The sequence below is a fragment of the Cyanobium sp. ATX 6F1 genome, assembly GCF_024346315.1.
Classification (GTDB): Bacteria; Cyanobacteriota; Cyanobacteriia; order PCC-6307; family Cyanobiaceae; genus ATX-6F1.
Window position 1 is genome coordinate 55,450 of sequence record NZ_JAGQCS010000009.1, and the last position, 16,403, is coordinate 71,852.

A 16,403-nucleotide genomic window follows, 5' to 3' on the forward strand; every position below is an offset into this window, starting at 1 on the left:
GGTCAGGCCACCTCCAAGGGTGTGCGGACGTTCTCGGAAAGCTCCAGGGCCGCCAGCTCTTCATCGACCCAGTCGTAGCCGCGCTCCTCGAGTTCCAGGGCCAGCTCCTTGCCGCCCGTGCGCAGGATGCGGCCCGCCGCCATGACGTGCACATAATCGGGGGTGATCACATCCAGCAGACGCTGGTAGTGGGTGATCAGCAGGGTGGCGTTGTCGGCACTGGCCAGGTGGTTGACGCCGCCAGCCACGATGCGCAGGGCATCGATGTCGAGGCCGGAATCGGTTTCATCGAGAATCGCCACCAGCGGCTCCAGCAGCGCCATCTGCAGGATCTCGTTGCGTTTCTTCTCGCCGCCGGAGAAACCTTCGTTCACCGAGCGCTCCAGGAAGGCAGGATCCATCTGCACCACCTTGAGGCGCTCCTGCACCAGATCCTCGAAGGCAAAGGTGTCGAGTTCCTCCTGGCCCTGCTCCATGCGGCGGGCGTTGGTCGCCACCCGCAGGAACTCCAGGTTGCTCACCCCGGGGATCTCCACCGGGTACTGGAACCCCAGGAAGACGCCGATACGGGCCCGCTGTTCGGGACTGAGCGCCAGCAGATCCTCTCCGCGGTAGAGCACCGAACCACTGGTCACTTGGTAGGAGGGATGGCCCGCCAGCACCTTGGAGAGGGTGCTCTTGCCGCTGCCGTTGCGCCCCATCACCGCATGGATTTCGCCGGCGCGGATCTCAAGGTTCACGCCCTTGAGGATCGGCTGATCCTCCACGCGGGCGTGGAGGTCCTTGATCTGGAGCAGAAGTTCGGCGTCGGGACGGATCACAGGGCCTGGGGTTGGGGCAGGGCGGAAAGAAAGGAAGAAGGCAGAGCTGGTGGGGGTCAGCCCACCGAACCCTCGAGTTTGAGGGCCAGGAGCTTGTCGGCTTCGGCGGCGAACTCCATCGGCAGCTGGTTGAACACATCGCGGCAGAAGCCGCTGACCATCATCGACACCGCCTCCTCGAAGCCAATGCCCCGGCTCTGCAGATAGAAGAGCTGGTCTTCGGAGATCCGGCAGGTGCTGGCCTCGTGCTCGATCGCGGCGTCGGGCTGCTGGGAGCGGATGTAGGGGTAGGTGTTGGCGGCGGCCTGGTCGCCGATCAGCATCGAATCGCACTGACTGAAATTGCGACCCCCAACCGCCTTGGGCCCCATCTGCACCAGACCCCGGTAGCTGTTGGAGGAATGACCGGCACTGATGCCCTTGCTCACGATCGTGGAGCGTGTGCGCGGACCCACGTGGATCATCTTGGTGCCGGTGTCCGCCTGTTGGCGGTGGTTGGTGAGGGCCACCGAGTAGAACTCTCCCACCGAATCGGCACCCTGCAACACGCAGCTGGGGTACTTCCAGGTGATCGCCGAGCCGGTCTCCACCTGGGTCCAGCTGATGTGGCTGCGGTCGCCGCGGCAGTGGCCGCGCTTGGTGACGAAGTTGTAGATGCCGCCCACACCGTTCTCATCACCGGCGTACCAGTTCTGCACGGTGGAATACTTGATCGAGGCGTCATCGAGGGCCACCAACTCCACCACCGCCGCATGCAGCTGATTGGTGTCGAACATCGGTGCGGTGCAGCCCTCGAGGTAGCTCACCGAGGCGCCTTCTTCAGCCACGATCAAGGTGCGCTCGAACTGGCCTGTGTCGCCGGAGTTGATGCGGAAGTAGGTGGAGAGTTCCATCGGGCATTCCACCCCCTTGGGGATGAACACGAAGGATCCGTCACTGAACACCGCTGAGTTGAGGGCGGCGAAGTAGTTGTCGTTGCCGGGCACCACCGTGCCCAGGTAGCGCTCGATCAGCTCCGGATGCTCCTTCACCGCCTCGCTGATCGAGCCGAAGATCACCCCGTGCTCCGCCAGCTTCGCTTTGTAGGTGGTGGCGATCGAAACGCTGTCGAAGACCGCATCCACGGCCACATTGGAGAGGCGCTTCTGCTCGCTCAGCGGAATCCCAAGCTTGTCGAACGTTTCAAGAAGTTTTGGGTCCACCTCATCGAGGCTGGCCTTCTTGTCCTGCTGCCGGGGGGCCGCATAATAAATGATGTCCTGGTAGTTGATCGGGGGATGGCCCAGGGTCGCCCAGTCGGGCTCCTCCATGCGCAGCCACTGCCGGAAGGCGCGCAGGCGGAATTCCAGCAGGAACGCCGGCTCCTCTTTTTTAGCTGAGATCCAGCGCACCACGTCCTCACTGAGGCCCTTGGCAATCTTGTCGGTCTCGATGTCTGTGACGAAGCCGTACTTGTACGGCTGGCTCATCAGATCGCCGACGGATGGAGCGGTGGCCATGGCGTTGAGGCTCCTCAGTCGGAGGTGTGGGAAAGAATTTCTTCGGTGCTGATGGTCTGGCTCTCGCCGCGGAAGGGGTTGTCCTCGGTGAGGAAGAGCATGCAGTGGCACTCCTTGCGCTCGCGCATCGGCACGCAGGGGCAATTCCAGAAAGCCTGGGAGACCTCGGCCTGCTTGTCCTCGTAGTGACGGCAGGGGCAGAGCGCACCACCCAGCTGATCCTTGTGGCGGGCCAGGCCCTCGAGCACCACGGCGGTCACGCCCGGATCGCTGCAGAAATAGGTGCCCGTGCGCTTGGCGTAGGTCTCGGCAAACTTGCGAATCACCTCAAGGCTCTCACTGGTGGGAGCCGCTGTGCTGCTGGAAGCCGTGCTGCTGGGGGGAGCGTCAGACATGGTTCGGCGGGTCGGTGAGCGGCACCACGGATGAAGGGATCGCAACTTGAAGGATCCAGGCCGAACAAGGCCGACATCCAATTACGAAACCTTGGAGTTTCGTTTCTTGGAGCCTAGGGCACCGGATCGGCCGTCGCGCGGCTTGGCGCCATTGTGACCCGTGCCTGACGCCCACCGAAACCGGATCCACAAATCCTTGCCACGCGTGGCAAGGTTGGGCAACGGACCGTTCGCCGGCGGGACCGCGCGCAATCCGATGAGTTCCTCAACCCAGGCCCCCACCCGTGAGGCGGCCCTCAGCCTGCTCCTGCGGGCGGGCGAAGCCACGGCAGCCCAACTGGCCGAGAGCCTGGAGCTGTCGGTTCAGGTGATGCGCCGGCACCTGCGCAGCCTCGAAGAAGACGGTCTGGTGGAAGCCAGTCCCGCCTCCGAAGGCCCCGGTCGCCCCAGCAACCACTGGCGCCTGACCCCCCAGGGCCACGACCACTTCACCGACGGCAGCGAGCACTTCGCCCTCGGTCTGCTTGGCTCGATCGCCGCCAGCCTCCCCCCCGGCACCGTGCAGGAGCTGCTGGAGCGTCAGGCCCAGGACAAGGCCCAGCACTACCTCCACCAGATCGGCAGCGGCAGCCTGACCACACGGGTGGAGCGCCTGGTGGAGCTGCGGCGCCGGGAGGGCTACGTGGCCGAGTGCCGGCCCGACCCCGAAGGTTCCGGCTGGCTGATGAGCGAATTCCACTGCTCCGTCTCCCGCATCGCTGAACAGTTCCCCGTGATCTGTGAGCAGGAGCTGGCGCTCATTCGCCACACCTTCCCCGATTGCCGGGTGGAACGGGTGCACTGGCGCCTGGAGGGCGGCCACTCCTGTGGCTTCCACCTCCAACCCGACAACGGCGTCCTGCCCCAGCCTTGAGCGCCGAAGGGCCGCTCAGCTCAGATGACCTGACGCTGCTGGAGGGAAGCCTGCTGCCGGCACTGGAACGCCACCACCTGCGCCTGCTGGCCCACTGCCTGCGCTGTCTGCAGCAGATCGGTGCGGCCCACCAAGGCCCCGTGCCGGCCAGCGAGGCGATCGAAGCCTGGATGGCCGGCGAGCCGCGGTTCCAGAGCGATCCCGACTTCGCCCCGGTGTTCCTGGAGCAACTGCTGAGCGGCGCCGCCCAGCTGGAGCGGCTGGCCGCCGAGCTGGGTTGTGATCCCCTGGCCCTGGAGTTGAGCCAACTGGTGGCCTGGGCGCAGGGGCAAGCCCAGACGCGGCTGAGGCAGCTGCCAGCGCCCATCCCCCCTCTAGCCCCATAGGCCCACCACCAAACTGACGCCCGCCAGCGCCAGCAGGGCCGCCGCCAGCCCCCGCCTCCCCGGCCGGTCCCCTTCCAGGGACGCCAGGGGCAAGGCCATCACCGGTGCCGTGGCCATCAGGGCCACCGCCAGCCCCCCCGGCAGCAGCTGCAGGGCCGTCTGCTGGAGCACGATGCCGGCGCTCGTCCCCAGCAGCGTCGCCAGCAGCACCAGGGGCCAGCGGGCCGGGGCCGGCCAGGGGCGCTGGCCCGGACGGGGCCAGGTCCGCAGCAGGGGCAGCAGCACCAGGGAGGCTGCCGCCAGGCGCACCGCGGCGGACTGCAGGGGATCCACCGTGCCCGCCACCAGAGCGGAGCGGGCCAGCAGGGCCCCGGCACTGCCGCAGGCGAGGGCGCCTAAGGCCAAAGACACTCCCCAGCGATCGGGCCCAAGCCCCAGAGCCTGATCCGGGCGTTGCGGCGGCGCGCCCCTGGCCACCAACAGCACCGCCAGGCTGATCAGGCCGATCCCCAGCCACTGGAGGGGCCGCGGCACCTCCGCCAGCACCAGGGCTCCCACCAGGGCGGTGAACGCCGGCCCGCCGGCTTCGAGGGTGAGGGTGCGGCGGGTGCCGAGGCGCCGCAGGGCCGCGAAGAACAGGCTGTCCCCCAGGCCGATCCCCACCACCCCGCTCAGGGCCAGGGGCAGCAGCAGCGGAGCCGGCACGACCCCGGGGAACAGCAGCAACGCCGGCCCCAGCAGCGCCAGGGCCAACAGATTCTTGAGCAGGTTCAACTGGGCGGCGCCCAGGGAGGTGGGAAGCCTGCGCCAGAGACTGGTGGAGAGGGTCCAGCAGAGGGCGGCGGCCAGGGCAGCCAGGGCTCCGAGGGTCAACGGGGGCGCCGTCAAGGCCGTCTGTTGCGATCATCGCTGTAGCCGATGTCCAACCGTGAACCCGTCGATCGCCGATGCCCTCAGCTTCTTCCAGCTCAGCTGCGGCCGCTGGCGCTCCCAGCGCAGCAGTCATCACCTGCTGTATCGGAGCGCCGAAGCGGGCGGTTCGCTGATCGAAGTGGTGGAGGTGGCGGCCAACGATCCGCGGCTGGTGGCGATCGCCGCACTGCACCAGCAAGACCCCACCCACCTGGTGGGCGGCTGCCAGGTGCGCTGGAGCGGCTCGATGGCCTGGGACAAGGCGGGGGAGGCCCACGAGGGCGAATCGGTCTTCGCGCTGATCCCCTGCGATGAACGGGGCCGAGCCGGCCTGCTGCTGCGCGATCGGGGCTACGCCGAGACGGCCCCGGTGGCCGGCCACTTCTTCATGGATGAACGGGACGAGCTGCTGTTGAGCACGAGCTACGAAACGATGAACTCCCTGGAACGCTTCAGCTTCGCTGGGCCCGATGTGCGGCTGCGCACGAGCACCGTGGAGGGGCTCTCGAACACCGCCTCCTTCTGCATCGAGACCCGCTGGCAGGAGCCCGAAGGCGCAGCAGGGGCGGAAGGGACCGTGGACGGCGCCAGCGCTGCAGGCCCCCTCTCGGTGCTGGGCTGGTGAGCGCCCTTGGGCGGCGGCGGGCGAACCCGTGGCGGCAGCAAACGTTACGGATCGTGAGCCCTGCCCATGCCAGACGTAGTGGCCCCAAGGCCCACTTCTACGATCGCAGTCGTTGGAAGCCGAAGAACGCGTGGCCCTCCCCCTCCTGCAATACGCGCCCACGACCCAGAACTCCCGGGTCGAGCCGTTTCGGGTGGGCAACGACGAGGATCCCAAGGGGGGGGGCTTGGATACGTCTGTCAGCCGCGATGATCTGAGGTCCGTGATCGAGTCGGCCTACCGGCAGATCTTTTTCCACGCCTTCAAGGTCGACCGGGACAGCAACCTGGAATCGCAGTTGCGCGACGGTCAGATCACCGTGCGTGACTTCATCCGCTCCCTGACCCTGTCAGACACCTTCACACGCAGCTTCTACAACCTCAACAACAATTACCGAGTGACCCGCCATTTGGTGGAAAAACTCCTCGGCCGACCGGTACACAGCCAGGCCGAGGAGATCGCTTGGGCGGCCGTGATCATGACCAAGGGCGTCAAGGGCGCCGTCGACGACATCCTTGATAGCGACGAATACCTCGAAAACTTCGGCTTCAACACCGTCCCTTTCCAGCGCCATCGCGTCGTGGGCGCCCGGTCTCTGGGGGAAACCCCCTTCAACATCACCACCCCCCGCTACGACGCCTACTACCGCGGCATCTTCGGGTTCCCCCAGATCGTCTTCACCGGCACAGCCAAATCGCTTCCCAAACGTGCCACCCAGCGCCGCGGCGGTTACCCCGAGGACTACCTCCCCTGGGTGCGCAGCATGCCCGGCATGCGCTATAGCGGCAACGTGGTGAGCAGCGCCAACATTGATTACCTCTCCAAGGTGCCCTACCGCAGCATCGGTCGCTGAGCCCAGGGCTCGCTCTCACGCCCCTTGGCCAACGAAACGGCGGGAGATCCCCGCCGTTTTTTTCATGGCCGGTCGCTCCAGGGGCCGTCAGCGTCCACTGACGGGGGCAGGCCGTGGGCCTTCGAAGCGGGAATTGCCATGCAAACTGATCCCAAATGAAATCAGGAGACGCTGTGAGTCAGGCCCTTTCTTCTTTGGCACGCATGACCCTCCGCCAACTGCGCCAAGTGGCCAGTGACCTGGGTGTGAGTCTCTACAGCCGCAAATCCAAGGAGGAACTGTTGGAGGAAATCGACACCCGTAAGCCCGAGCAGGCTTCGGACAGCTCGGCGGTGAGCTTGTTCACCATCGAGGCTGATCTGCCGCCAGCCCCCCGTCCCGCCGCCGCCACCAAGGTGGTGTTCCTTCCCCGGGACCCCCAGTGGGCCTATGTGTTCTGGGAGATCTCGGAGGCGGATCGACAGGGGGCCCTGACCAGCGGTGCCACCCAACTGGCCCTGCGCCTGGCGGATGTGACCGGCCTGGCCAACGGGGCCACCCACCCCCACACCCTGCAGGAGGTGCCGGTGGATGCCCATTCCACCGAGTGGTACTTACCGGTGCCCCTGAGCGACCGGGACTACCGCGTTGAGCTCGGATATCGGCAGTCGGCCGGCGGCTGGATCTCCCTGGCCACCTCCGCCGTGGCCCGGGTGCCGGCCCTGCACCCCAGCGAGCAGATCCTTGATCAATTCGTCCCCTTCACCTTGGAGACGGCCCCCGGTACCACCATGGCCACGCTGCCCAGCCCAGTGGAAGCCGCCAACAACGACCTGCACGAGCGGTTGTACCAGAGCGCCACGGTGCGCTGGAAGCGCTTCGGCCGCGGCTCGGAGGCCTTCCACGAAATCGATGACAACGAAAGCTCCCGCCTCTCCGGTGTGGGGCTGAACCCCTCCGGCATCGGCCTCTGGGCCAGTGGCCGCAACGAATCCGGCCTGGGCGGGGTGACCCCACGCCAGCGGGCGTTCTGGCTCGTGGCCGACGCCGAGCTGATCGTCTATGGCGCCACGGATCCCTCGGCTCGGCTGATGATCGGCGAGGAGGAGGTCCCCCTCTCCAGCGACGGCACCTTCCGAGTGCAGGTGCCCTTCCGCGATGGCATCCAGCTCTATCCGATCCAGGCGATCGCCGTCGATGGTGAGCAGAAGCGCAACATCACCCTGCGCTTCGAGCGTGACACCCCTGAAGACAACAGCAACCCCAGCAGCCAGGCCGTGGCCGAATGGTTCTGAGCCCCGAGGGGCCGTAGTCCCCATCGGTCGTTCAGCTGCCACGGCAGATCAACTCCTTCGCCTGCCAGCGGGCCAGGAATCTCTACGGGCCTGGGAACTGGAAGCACCGGTGGCAGAGCCTGGGAACTCTGAGCAAGACCATCGGGGCCAGCGGCCTTGGACGCCAACGCCATCCCTTCAGTACGGCCCCATCCAACCGGACCATGGCCAGCGCTGCTCGCTTTGGCTGGGACCCTGCTGCTGGGTGGCTGCAGCGCCAGCGCCCGGCTGATCGGATCGCCTCCGGCCGTACCGCCGCTGCCCAAGGGGTTCGAGCTGGCCTTCAACCAGAGGGCCGAAACCAGCTACCGCAGTCCCATCAGCGGCCAGGACCGACCCGGGGATGACCTGGAGGCGCTGCTGCTGGAGACGATCCGCAGCGCCCGCCGTGATCTGCTGATCGCCGTGCAGGAGCTCTCACTGCCGGAGGTGGCCCGGGCACTGGTGGCCAAGCAGCGGGAGGGTGTGCACGTGAAGGTCGTGCTCGAAAACACCTACAGCACCCCCTGGAGCGAGGAACACGCCATCGATCTCAACCCCCATCAGCGCCTGCGCCAGCAGCAGCTCAGCGCCCTGGCCGACAGCAACCACGACGGGCTGCTCAGCGCCCAGGAACGGGAGGCGGGCGATGCGGTGCTGATTCTGCGGCGGGGGGGCGTGCCCCTGATCGATGACACCGCCGACGGCAGCGCCGGCAGCGGTCTGATGCACCACAAGTTCCTGATCGCCGACGGGCACGTGCTGGTGACCGGCTCGGCCAACTTCACCCCCTCCTGCATCCACGGCGACCCCGATGCCCCCAGCACCCGAGGCAACGTGAACCACCTGCTGCGCATCGAAAGCGCTCCCCTGGCCAGGGTGTTCACCGGCGAGTTCCGGCGGATGTGGGGCGATGGTCCCCTGGGACAACCCGACAGCCATTTCGGCCTGGGGAAACAGGAGGGGGCGATCCAGCGGGTCAACGTGCAGGGCACCGCTGTGGATGTGCTCTTTGCCCCCCACCGCCGTGAGGATCCCCGCAACGGCCTGCAGGTTCTGGCGCAGGTGCTGGATCAGGCCAACGCGCAGATCGATCTGGCTCTGTTCGTCTTTTCTGCCCAGAACCTCGCGGACACCCTCGCCAAGCTGCGGGCCCGTGGCGTGCGACTGAGGCTGCTGGCCGATCCGGGCTTCGCCCACCGCTCCTTTTCAGAAGTGCTCGATCTGCTCGGGGTCAGCCTGCCGGATCGCCGCTGCGCCATCGAGGCGGACAACCAGGCCTGGACCTCGGCGGTGGAAACGGTAGGGGTGCCGCGGTTGGCGGGGGGCGACAAACTGCACCACAAATTCGCCGTGATCGATCGGCGCACGGTGATCACCGGCAGCTTCAACTGGAGTCCGGCGGCAGCCCATGGCAACGACGAAACCCTGTTGCTGATCCACTCGCCGCCGCTGGCAACCCATTTCGAGCACGAGTTCGAGCGAATGTGGCGGGGAGCCGAACTGGGGATCTCCCCGCGGTTGGAGCGCAAGCGGGCCCAGAGGCTCAAGGCCTGTGGCCGCGGCAGGCCGAGGATGGCGCCGGGGCGATGATGGATGTCATCTGTGCTGCCTCCATGGCTCGGCCCACCGCCTGCGTCCCAACCCTCGGCCTGATCGCCGCGGTGCTGCTACCGCTTGGCTCCCCGCCGGTGGCCCAGGCCGCCCCGAAAGGGCCTGAGCCGGAGTTCCCCAGCACGGAAACCCTGCGCAAGGTCCAGCTGGCCGCCATCAACTGCGCCCGCGAAAACACAGCCGACACCTGCGAGCCCTCGCGCCAGCTCGCCGATGGCCTGATGGACAACCCCTGGCTCTCGGCCACCTGCAAGGACGACCTCTGGGACATCCGCCGCCAATCGGTGATCGCCGCCAGCAACAGCTACACCCGCCGCGAGGCGCTCAACAAGGTGGCCGAAAGTCTGCTGAACATCTGCAAACCCACCCTCAAGCCCCTGGTCGCACCGAAGCCAGCGGGCCCGGACAAACCAAAAGGCATCTTCGGCTTCGGCGCCAAGTGAGCGCCGCCGATGCACTCGCTCAGCGGCCCGCCACCGGGGCAGCCAGCTTGATCACCTGGCGGGCGGTGTCGTCCATCGCGTCGAGGCTCCAGAGGCCCGTGATCACCGCCGCTTGATCAGCCAGCTGGCAGAGGGCGCTTCGCTGACCACTGGCCTCACAGCTGGCGGATAGACCGAGCATGGCGTTGGTGAGTTTGCCGCGCAGGCAGGTCTCCGTACCGGTGCGGCCAAGCACCGCCTCGGCCGCCTTGAGGCTGGTGCCCACCGCCTGCTCATAGGGGTAGGCCTTGGGACCGCCCACGACTGCCGCCGCGGGGCGAAGGGGGCCGAGCGCCAGCAACGCCAGCGCCAGCAGGGCCCAGCAGGGCCAAGCCGCTGTGGATGGAGCCGAGCTTGGGCAAGGGCCCAGAAGAGGCCCACCACCAGGGCGCAGACCCGACCAACGCTTCGACAAGGTTCCGCTTCGATCGCTAGGCCTCAACTTAGCCAGGGCCAAGCGGGCGAGCGGTCTAATTTGGTGCCCCCGGAAACCCTCCCGATGGCGCACAGCGTCAGCCTGGCCCAACCCTTCAGCGACCAGAAACCGGGCACCTCCGGGTTGCGCAAGAGCAGTCGCCACTTCCAGCAGCCCCACTACCTGGAGAGCTTCATTGAAGCGAGCCTGCAGGTGTTGCCAGGGGTGCAGGGAGGCACCCTGGTGCTGGGGGGCGATGGCCGCTACGGCAACCGGGCCGCCATCGACGTGATCGCCCGCATGGCCGCCGCCCACGGCGTCGCTCGCTTGATCACGACCACCGGCGGCATCCTCTCCACCCCCGCCGCCTCCCACCTGATCCGCCGCCACGGGGCGATCGGCGGCATCATCCTCTCGGCCAGCCACAACCCCGGCGGCCCCGAAGGCGATTTCGGCGTCAAGGTGAACGGCGCCAACGGTGGGCCCACCCCCGAATCAATCACCGACGCGATCTACGCGGTCACCACCGCTCTGGAGAGCTACCGCATCTGTGATGCCCCGCCCCTCGATCTCGACACACCGGGCCACGCCCAGATCGAGGGCCTGCAGGTGGAGGTGATCGATGGGGTCGATGACTACGTGGCGCTGATGCAGCGCCTGTTCAACTTCGAGCAGATCGGCGATCTGCTGCGCCACGACTACCCGATCGCCTTCGATGCCATGCATGCGGTCACCGGGCCCTACGCCCATCGGCTCCTGGAGGGATTACTGGGGGCCCCAGCCGGCACGGTGCTCAACGGCACACCCCTGGAGGATTTCGGCGGCGGTCATCCCGACCCCAACCTCACCTATGCCCACGAGTTGGCGGAGCTGCTGCTCGATGGCGACGACTACCGCTTCGGGGCCGCCTGCGACGGCGATGGCGATCGCAACATGATCGTGGGCCAGCGCTGCTTCGTGAACCCCAGCGACAGCCTGGCGGTGCTCACCGCCAACGCAGGCCTGGCTCCTGGCTACGTGGGCGGGCTCGCCGGGGTGGCGCGCTCGATGCCCACCAGCGCCGCGGTGGATGTGGTGGCCAAGGAGCTGGGCCTGCCCTGCTTCGAAACGCCCACGGGCTGGAAGTTCTTCGGCAACCTGCTCGATGCCGGCCGGATCACCCTCTGCGGCGAGGAGAGCTTCGGCACTGGCAGCGACCACATCCGCGAAAAAGACGGCCTCTGGGCGGTGCTGTTCTGGCTGCAGATCCTGGCGGTGCGCCGCTGCTCGGTGGCGGAGCTGATGGCGGAACATTGGAGCCGTTTCGGGCGCCATTACTACTCGCGCCACGACTACGAAGCGATCGAAAGCGAGCGCGCCCACGGGCTCTACGACCGGATCAAGGGGCTGCTGCCCACCCTGGTGGGCCAGTCCTTTGCCGGCCGATTCATCGCCACCGCCGACGACTTCAGCTACACCGATCCGGTGGACGGCTCGATCACCAGCGGCCAGGGCCTGCGCCTACTGCTCGATGACGGCAGCCGGGTGGTGCTGCGGCTCTCGGGCACGGGCACCTCAGGGGCCACGCTGCGGGTGTACCTGGAGCGCTACGAACCCGCCGATGGCGACCTGGATCAGGATCCCCAAGTGGCCTTAGCCGACCTGATCACGGCGATCGATCAGCTGGCGGAAATCAAAGGGCGCACGGGCATGGAGCGACCCACGGTGATCACCTGATCGCCATGCCTCAGGCCTGCTGACCCTCCGCAAACCAGCGGGCCTCCAGTCCCTTGATCACCACGTAGAAGGGCGGCACCACCCCCAGCGAGAGCACCGTGGCCACCAGGAGGCCGCCGAAGATCACCGTGCCCAGGGATTGCTGGCTCTGGGCGCCGGCGGAATGGGCCACCACCAGGGGCATGAAGCCCGCCAGGGCGGCGATCGCCGTCATCAGGATCGGGCGCAACCGTGATTCGGCTGAGGCGATCGCGGCCTCCACGGCGCTCATCCCGGCCTTCATGTGCTGCTCGGCCACCTCGACGATCAAGATGCCGTTCTTGGCGGCCAGGCCGATCAGGGTCACCAACCCCACCTGGGCGTAGATGTTGAGGTCGATCGAGCGGATCGCCAGAAACGCCAGCGCCCCGAGCATCGCCAGGGGCACGGTCATCAGGATGATCACCGGGGTGACGTAGCTCTCGTACTGGGCCGAGAGCACCAGATACACCACCAGGATCCCGAGCCCGAACACCAGCACGCTGGCGCTACCGGCCGAGAGTTGCAGGGCCGCCAGGCCGGTGAAGGCATAGCCGATGTTGTTGAAATCGAGGCTGCCAAACACCTCCTGGATCTTGGCCAGCGCCTGGCCGGAGCTTTTGCTCGCGGCCTCGGCCCCCTGCACCAGAATCGTGCGGTAAAGGTTGTAGTGGCTGATCACCGGTGGGGCGCTGGTGAGGGTCACCTTGGCGAACTCCGACACCGGCACGAGCTTGTTGTCGTTGGAGCGCACGTAGTAGCCCTCCACATCCTGAATCGTGCTGCGGTTGGCCGCCTGGGATTGCACATAGATGTTGCGCACCTGGCCGTTCTCGTAGGTGAGGTTGGCGAAGTTGCCGCCAGCGAGGATGCCGATCGTGCTCATCGCCTGGGTGAAATCGATGTTCAACGCCCCGAGGATGTCGCGATCAATGCTCAGCTCAAAAGCCGGCGCACTGGGGATGAACTGGGTGTAGACCGAGCTGAAAAAACCTGTGGCCTGGGCGGTTGAGGTCAGCTTGGTGGCCTGCTGGGCGAGCTCGGTGAAGCTGTAACCGCCGTTGCTGAGGTCGTTGAACTGGAAGTAGAAGCCCCCCTGGGAGGAGAAGCCCGGGATCGCCGGCGGCAGGCCGGCGCGCACGAAGCCGCTGCTGATCGTCTGCAGGCTGTCGTTGAGCCGCTTCACCACCGCTGCGGCCGAGGCCGAGGCGGCGGAGCGCTCCTCCAGGGGCTTGAGGCCAAAGAAGAACACCCCCTGATCGGGGCTGGCGCCGTTGAAGCCATAGCCGCTCACCACCGTGCCGGCCACGATCTCCTCCTCCTTGCCCAGCACGCGGGCCACTTCCTGGGCTGTGGCCTGGGTCTGGCTGAGGGAGGCGCCGTTCTGGAGCTGGAAGAAGCCCACCCCGTAGCCCTGGTCCTCATCGGGGATGAAGGCCGAGGGCAGGCTGGTGAAGGCGAACACCGTGAGCACGATGCCGGCCCCCAGGCCCACCAGGATCAAGCGACGGCGCCGAATCAAGGCGGCCACCAAGGAGCTGTAGCCACTCTCGACCTTGGCGAAGAAGACGTTGAAGCGCTCGAAGATCCAGGGCAGGTTGGCCCCACCCAGCACGCCCAGCACCACGCCGAGGATGTAGGTCCAGCCACCGACGCCGTTGAAACGGCCGAAGGCCAGACCCACCACCACGCCCAGCACGATCCAGATCGGACCCTTGGGAGGCTGGGGTTTGCCCCCGAGGATCAGCCCCGAGAGCATCGGCGAAAAGGTGAGCGCATTGAAGGCCGAGATCGCAATCGAGAAGGCGATCGTGAGCGCAAATTGCTTGTAGATGATGCCGATGCCGCCGGGGTAGAAGGCGACCGGCACGAACACCGCCATCAGCACCAGGGCTGTGGCGACCAGGGCTCCGATCAGCTCACCCATGCATTCGATCGCCGCCTCGCGGGCCTTCATGCCACGCTCGATGTTCTTGGACACCGCCTCGATGACCACGATCGCGTCATCCACCACCAGGCCCGTGGCCAGCACCAACCCCAGCAGGGTGAGCTGGTTGATCGAAAAACCAAACACCTTCACGAAGGCGAAGGTACCCACCAGGGAGATCGGGATCGCCAGGCTGGGCACCACCGTGGCGCGCCAGTCCTGAAGGAACAGGAACAGGATCAGCAGCACCAGGATGATCGCCAGGCCGAGGGCGTCCACCACCCCTTCGACGGCCGATTCAATGAACTGACCGATGTTGTAGATCTGCTGCACGACGACGCCCGACGGCACACCGGCGGCGAACTGATTCATCACCTCCACCACCCCCTCGGACACATCGAGGGCATTGCTTTCCGGGGTCTGGAAGACGGCCACGGTGATCGAGGGAAACCCTTTTTTATCCACCGCCACCTGGCCGAAGGTGTTGAAGCCGTAGGTGGCGCTGCCGACGTCCTTGAGACGCAGCAGGTTGCCGGCCGAGGTGCGTCCCACAATCAGGTCGTTGAGATCTTCGACCGACACCAGGTTGCCGTTGTTCTTGATCAGCAACGGGTAGGCGTAGGCCTGGTTGCCCCCCGCGGGCGGGCCGCCCACCAGGCCACCGATGGCCACGGTGTTCTGGTTCTTGACCGCATTGACCACGTCGTTGGCGGTAAGGCCGTTGGCGGTCACCTTCTTGGCATCGATGAACAGCCAGAAGGCGGGGTTGGAGCCCCCCAGCAGGTTGACGCTGGCCACACCGGGAACCCGGCCCAGCTGGTAGTAGAGGCTTTCGTAGATCAGCCCGTTGAGGTAAGCGGCATCGAACTGTCCGTCGCTTGAGCCCACCTGGTAGGCCAGCAGAATCGAGGGGGTGGATTGCTCCACCGACACCCCGGTGGCCTGCACCTGCTGGGGCAGCTGCGGCATCGCCAGGGAGACGCGGTTCTGCACGTTCACCTGGTTGATGTTGATATCGGTTCCTTCGTTGAAGTAGACGCTGATCGTGCTCGCCCCCTGCATCGTGCTGGTGGAGGCGATGTAGGAGGCGTTGGGCACTCCGTTGATCTGCTGCTCGATCGGATTGGTGACCGACTGCTCGGTGACGATCGAATTGGCGCCGCCATAGGTGGCGCTCACCTGCACCAGGGGCGGAGCGATGTTGGGCAGGTTTTCGATCGAGAGGGTGGGGATCGCGATCAGCCCCACCAGCACGATCAGGATGCTGCAGACCGTGGTGAGCACGGGCCGCTTGATGAAATTGTCGGACAGCGACATGGCTTGGCCTCAGCCCTCTGGAGTGCTGCCCGCCAGCCGGGTGCCAGGGGCGGCTTCGTTCACCGGCATACCGCTGCGCAGCAGGGCGGTGTTGCTCACCACCACCCGATCGCCGGCCGCCAGGCCACTGATCAAGGGGAAGTGATTGTTCTGCAGGGTGCCGAGCTTCACCGCCACCTGCACCACCACAGGCTGCTGGGGATTCTTGGCGGCCAGCTTCTCCAGCTTCTGCTTCTGCACCTCGGGCACCTGGGTGGAGGCTTTCAGCCGCGGCAGGATCGCCTGGATCGGCACCAGCTTGAACACGAAGGGCTGGGAAGCCTGCATCGTCACCGCCTGCACGGGCACCGCCAGGGAGACTTTCTGCTCGGTGATGATCCGGTTGGTGACCACCAGGCCGGTTTTGAGCTTGCCGGTGAGGTTGGGGAACTCCGCCTTCACCAACAACGAATTGGGCGGTGAGGGATTGGTGGCGGTGGCCGGGGTGAAGTAAGGGGAGATGAACACCACCCGGCCTTCGGCGCTCACCGTCGGTGTGCCCTGGGAGGTCAGCAGCACACGCTGGCCCACCGCCACCCGGCCAAGTTGGGTGGAGGGCACATCCATGCGGGTCCAGAGGCTGCTGTTGTCGACCACACCCGTGATCGACTGACCCTTCTGCACGAAATCGCCGAGCTTGACGCTGCTCAGATCACCGAGGATGCCGTCGATCGGCGCCTTCACGAAGGAGTAACCCAGGGTGGCGGCATTGGCCTTGACCTGGTCGCGCGATTGAATCGCCTGGGTGATATAGGCGTCGCGGTCCTTGTTGGAGACAGCCCCCTGGTTGTTCAGGAAGATGTAGCGCTCGGCGTTGATGCGGTCTTTGCGCGCCTCGGCCGTGCTGGCGTTGAGCTGGGCGCTGGGCTGCACGTTGTCGAGCACAAAGATGTGCTGGCCCTGGCGCACGCGTTCCCCCTGGCTGGCCAGGATCTTCACCACGCGGCCATCGGTTTCCGGTTTGAGCAGCACGTCGGTGACCGACTCCAGCTTGCTGACCACATCGATCCCCGGGGTGAACGTCTGGGGATCGATCGCCTGGGTCTGAACGATCAGCAGGGGCTGGGCGGTGGGCTTGCCAGCGCCGCATCCCGCCAGCAACACAAGGGGGAGGAGCCAGGCCGCAGATTTGCCCACGGA

General features: G+C 66.4%; 15 protein-coding genes. 8 read left to right on the top strand and 7 right to left on the bottom strand.

Going from position 1 to position 16,403, the window contains the following annotated elements:
• Positions 1-2: 2 nt before the first annotated feature.
• From sufC to KBZ13_RS13035, 3 genes are read right to left on the bottom strand one after another with little or no spacing between them, the layout of a single operon-like run.
• Entirely contained in the window at positions 3-821 is an 819-nt protein-coding gene (sufC, locus tag KBZ13_RS13025) for a Fe-S cluster assembly ATPase SufC (RefSeq protein WP_255009782.1), read from the bottom strand.
• 56 nt (positions 822-877) lie between these two features.
• Positions 878-2,320: a Fe-S cluster assembly protein SufB gene (gene sufB / locus KBZ13_RS13030; RefSeq protein WP_255009783.1), complete on the bottom strand. Its 1,443-nt coding sequence runs from the start codon at positions 2,318-2,320 to the stop codon at positions 878-880.
• 14 nt (positions 2,321-2,334) lie between these two features.
• Positions 2,335-2,715 (bottom strand): ferredoxin-thioredoxin reductase catalytic domain-containing protein, encoded by a 381-nt coding sequence (locus KBZ13_RS13035; protein WP_255009785.1) that lies wholly within the window; start codon positions 2,713-2,715, stop codon positions 2,335-2,337.
• 256 nt (positions 2,716-2,971) lie between these two features.
• On the opposite strand from KBZ13_RS13035, the gene sufR reads away from it, so the two are divergent.
• Together sufR and KBZ13_RS13045 are read left to right on the top strand one after the other, a co-directional pair.
• Positions 2,972-3,628 (top strand): iron-sulfur cluster biosynthesis transcriptional regulator SufR, encoded by a 657-nt coding sequence (gene sufR, locus KBZ13_RS13040; RefSeq protein WP_255009787.1) that lies wholly within the window; start codon positions 2,972-2,974, stop codon positions 3,626-3,628.
• Complete coding sequence (locus KBZ13_RS13045; RefSeq protein WP_255009788.1) at positions 3,625-4,014, top strand: hypothetical protein; 390 nt, start codon at positions 3,625-3,627, stop codon at positions 4,012-4,014. The genes sufR and KBZ13_RS13045 overlap by 4 nt, the downstream gene beginning before the upstream one ends.
• Here KBZ13_RS13045 and KBZ13_RS13050 read toward each other — a convergent pair.
• Complete coding sequence (locus tag KBZ13_RS13050) at positions 4,003-4,902, bottom strand: DMT family transporter (RefSeq protein WP_255009790.1); 900 nt, start codon at positions 4,900-4,902, stop codon at positions 4,003-4,005. The genes KBZ13_RS13045 and KBZ13_RS13050 overlap by 12 nt on opposite strands.
• Positions 4,903-4,942: 40 nt before the next feature.
• On the opposite strand from KBZ13_RS13050, the gene KBZ13_RS13055 reads away from it, so the two are divergent.
• The 5 genes from KBZ13_RS13055 (at position 4,943) to KBZ13_RS13075 (ending at position 9,792) form a co-directional block, all read left to right on the top strand.
• On the top strand, positions 4,943-5,551 hold the full coding sequence (locus KBZ13_RS13055; RefSeq protein ID WP_255009791.1) for a phycobiliprotein lyase: 609 nt from the start codon (positions 4,943-4,945) through the stop codon (positions 5,549-5,551).
• A gap of 130 nt (positions 5,552-5,681) precedes the next feature.
• Positions 5,682-6,443, top strand: coding sequence for a phycobilisome rod-core linker polypeptide (locus tag KBZ13_RS13060; protein ID WP_255009793.1), 762 nt, complete (start codon positions 5,682-5,684; stop codon positions 6,441-6,443).
• A 173-nt stretch (positions 6,444-6,616) separates the two neighbouring features.
• Positions 6,617-7,717 (top strand): DUF4912 domain-containing protein, encoded by a 1,101-nt coding sequence (locus tag KBZ13_RS13065; RefSeq protein WP_255009795.1) that lies wholly within the window; start codon positions 6,617-6,619, stop codon positions 7,715-7,717.
• A gap of 222 nt (positions 7,718-7,939) precedes the next feature.
• Positions 7,940-9,328 carry a phospholipase D-like domain-containing protein gene (locus KBZ13_RS13070; RefSeq protein WP_255009797.1) on the top strand — a complete coding sequence of 463 codons (1,389 nt, stop codon included), beginning with the start codon at positions 7,940-7,942 and terminating at the stop codon, positions 9,326-9,328.
• Between the two features lie 23 nt (positions 9,329-9,351).
• Positions 9,352-9,792, top strand: a complete 441-nt coding sequence (locus KBZ13_RS13075) for a hypothetical protein (protein ID WP_255009799.1) — start codon at positions 9,352-9,354, stop codon at positions 9,790-9,792.
• A gap of 19 nt (positions 9,793-9,811) precedes the next feature.
• Here the strand turns inward: KBZ13_RS13075 and KBZ13_RS13080 are convergent, their stop codons facing one another.
• A complete protein-coding gene (locus tag KBZ13_RS13080; protein ID WP_255009800.1) occupies positions 9,812-10,246 on the bottom strand; it encodes a hypothetical protein in 435 nt (144 codons plus the stop codon).
• Positions 10,247-10,330: 84 nt separating this feature from the next.
• Between KBZ13_RS13080 and KBZ13_RS13085 the strand changes: the two genes are divergently transcribed.
• Positions 10,331-11,962: an alpha-D-glucose phosphate-specific phosphoglucomutase gene (locus tag KBZ13_RS13085; protein WP_255009802.1), complete on the top strand. Its 1,632-nt coding sequence runs from the start codon at positions 10,331-10,333 to the stop codon at positions 11,960-11,962.
• Positions 11,963-11,972: 10 nt separating this feature from the next.
• Here KBZ13_RS13085 and KBZ13_RS13090 read toward each other — a convergent pair whose 3' ends face one another.
• Together KBZ13_RS13090 and KBZ13_RS13095 are read right to left on the bottom strand one after the other, a co-directional pair.
• Complete coding sequence (locus KBZ13_RS13090; RefSeq protein ID WP_255009804.1) at positions 11,973-15,224, bottom strand: efflux RND transporter permease subunit; 3,252 nt, start codon at positions 15,222-15,224, stop codon at positions 11,973-11,975.
• Between the two features lie 9 nt (positions 15,225-15,233).
• Positions 15,234-16,400 (bottom strand): efflux RND transporter periplasmic adaptor subunit, encoded by a 1,167-nt coding sequence (locus KBZ13_RS13095; RefSeq protein WP_255009806.1) that lies wholly within the window; start codon positions 16,398-16,400, stop codon positions 15,234-15,236.
• Between the last annotated feature and the right edge of the window lie 3 nt (positions 16,401-16,403).

Coding starts and splice junctions, on each gene's coding strand:
- KBZ13_RS13085 (WP_255009802.1), top strand. CDS start 10,331: ATGGCGCACAGCGTCAGCCTGGCCCAACCCTTCAGCGACCAGAAACCG.
- KBZ13_RS13035 (WP_255009785.1), bottom strand. CDS start 2,715: ATGTCTGACGCTCCCCCCAGCAGCACGGCTTCCAGCAGCACAGCGGCT.
- sufB (WP_255009783.1), bottom strand. CDS start 2,320: ATGGCCACCGCTCCATCCGTCGGCGATCTGATGAGCCAGCCGTACAAG.
- KBZ13_RS13090 (WP_255009804.1), bottom strand. CDS start 15,224: ATGTCGCTGTCCGACAATTTCATCAAGCGGCCCGTGCTCACCACGGTC.
- KBZ13_RS13075 (WP_255009799.1), top strand. CDS start 9,352: ATGGCTCGGCCCACCGCCTGCGTCCCAACCCTCGGCCTGATCGCCGCG.
- sufR (WP_255009787.1), top strand. CDS start 2,972: ATGAGTTCCTCAACCCAGGCCCCCACCCGTGAGGCGGCCCTCAGCCTG.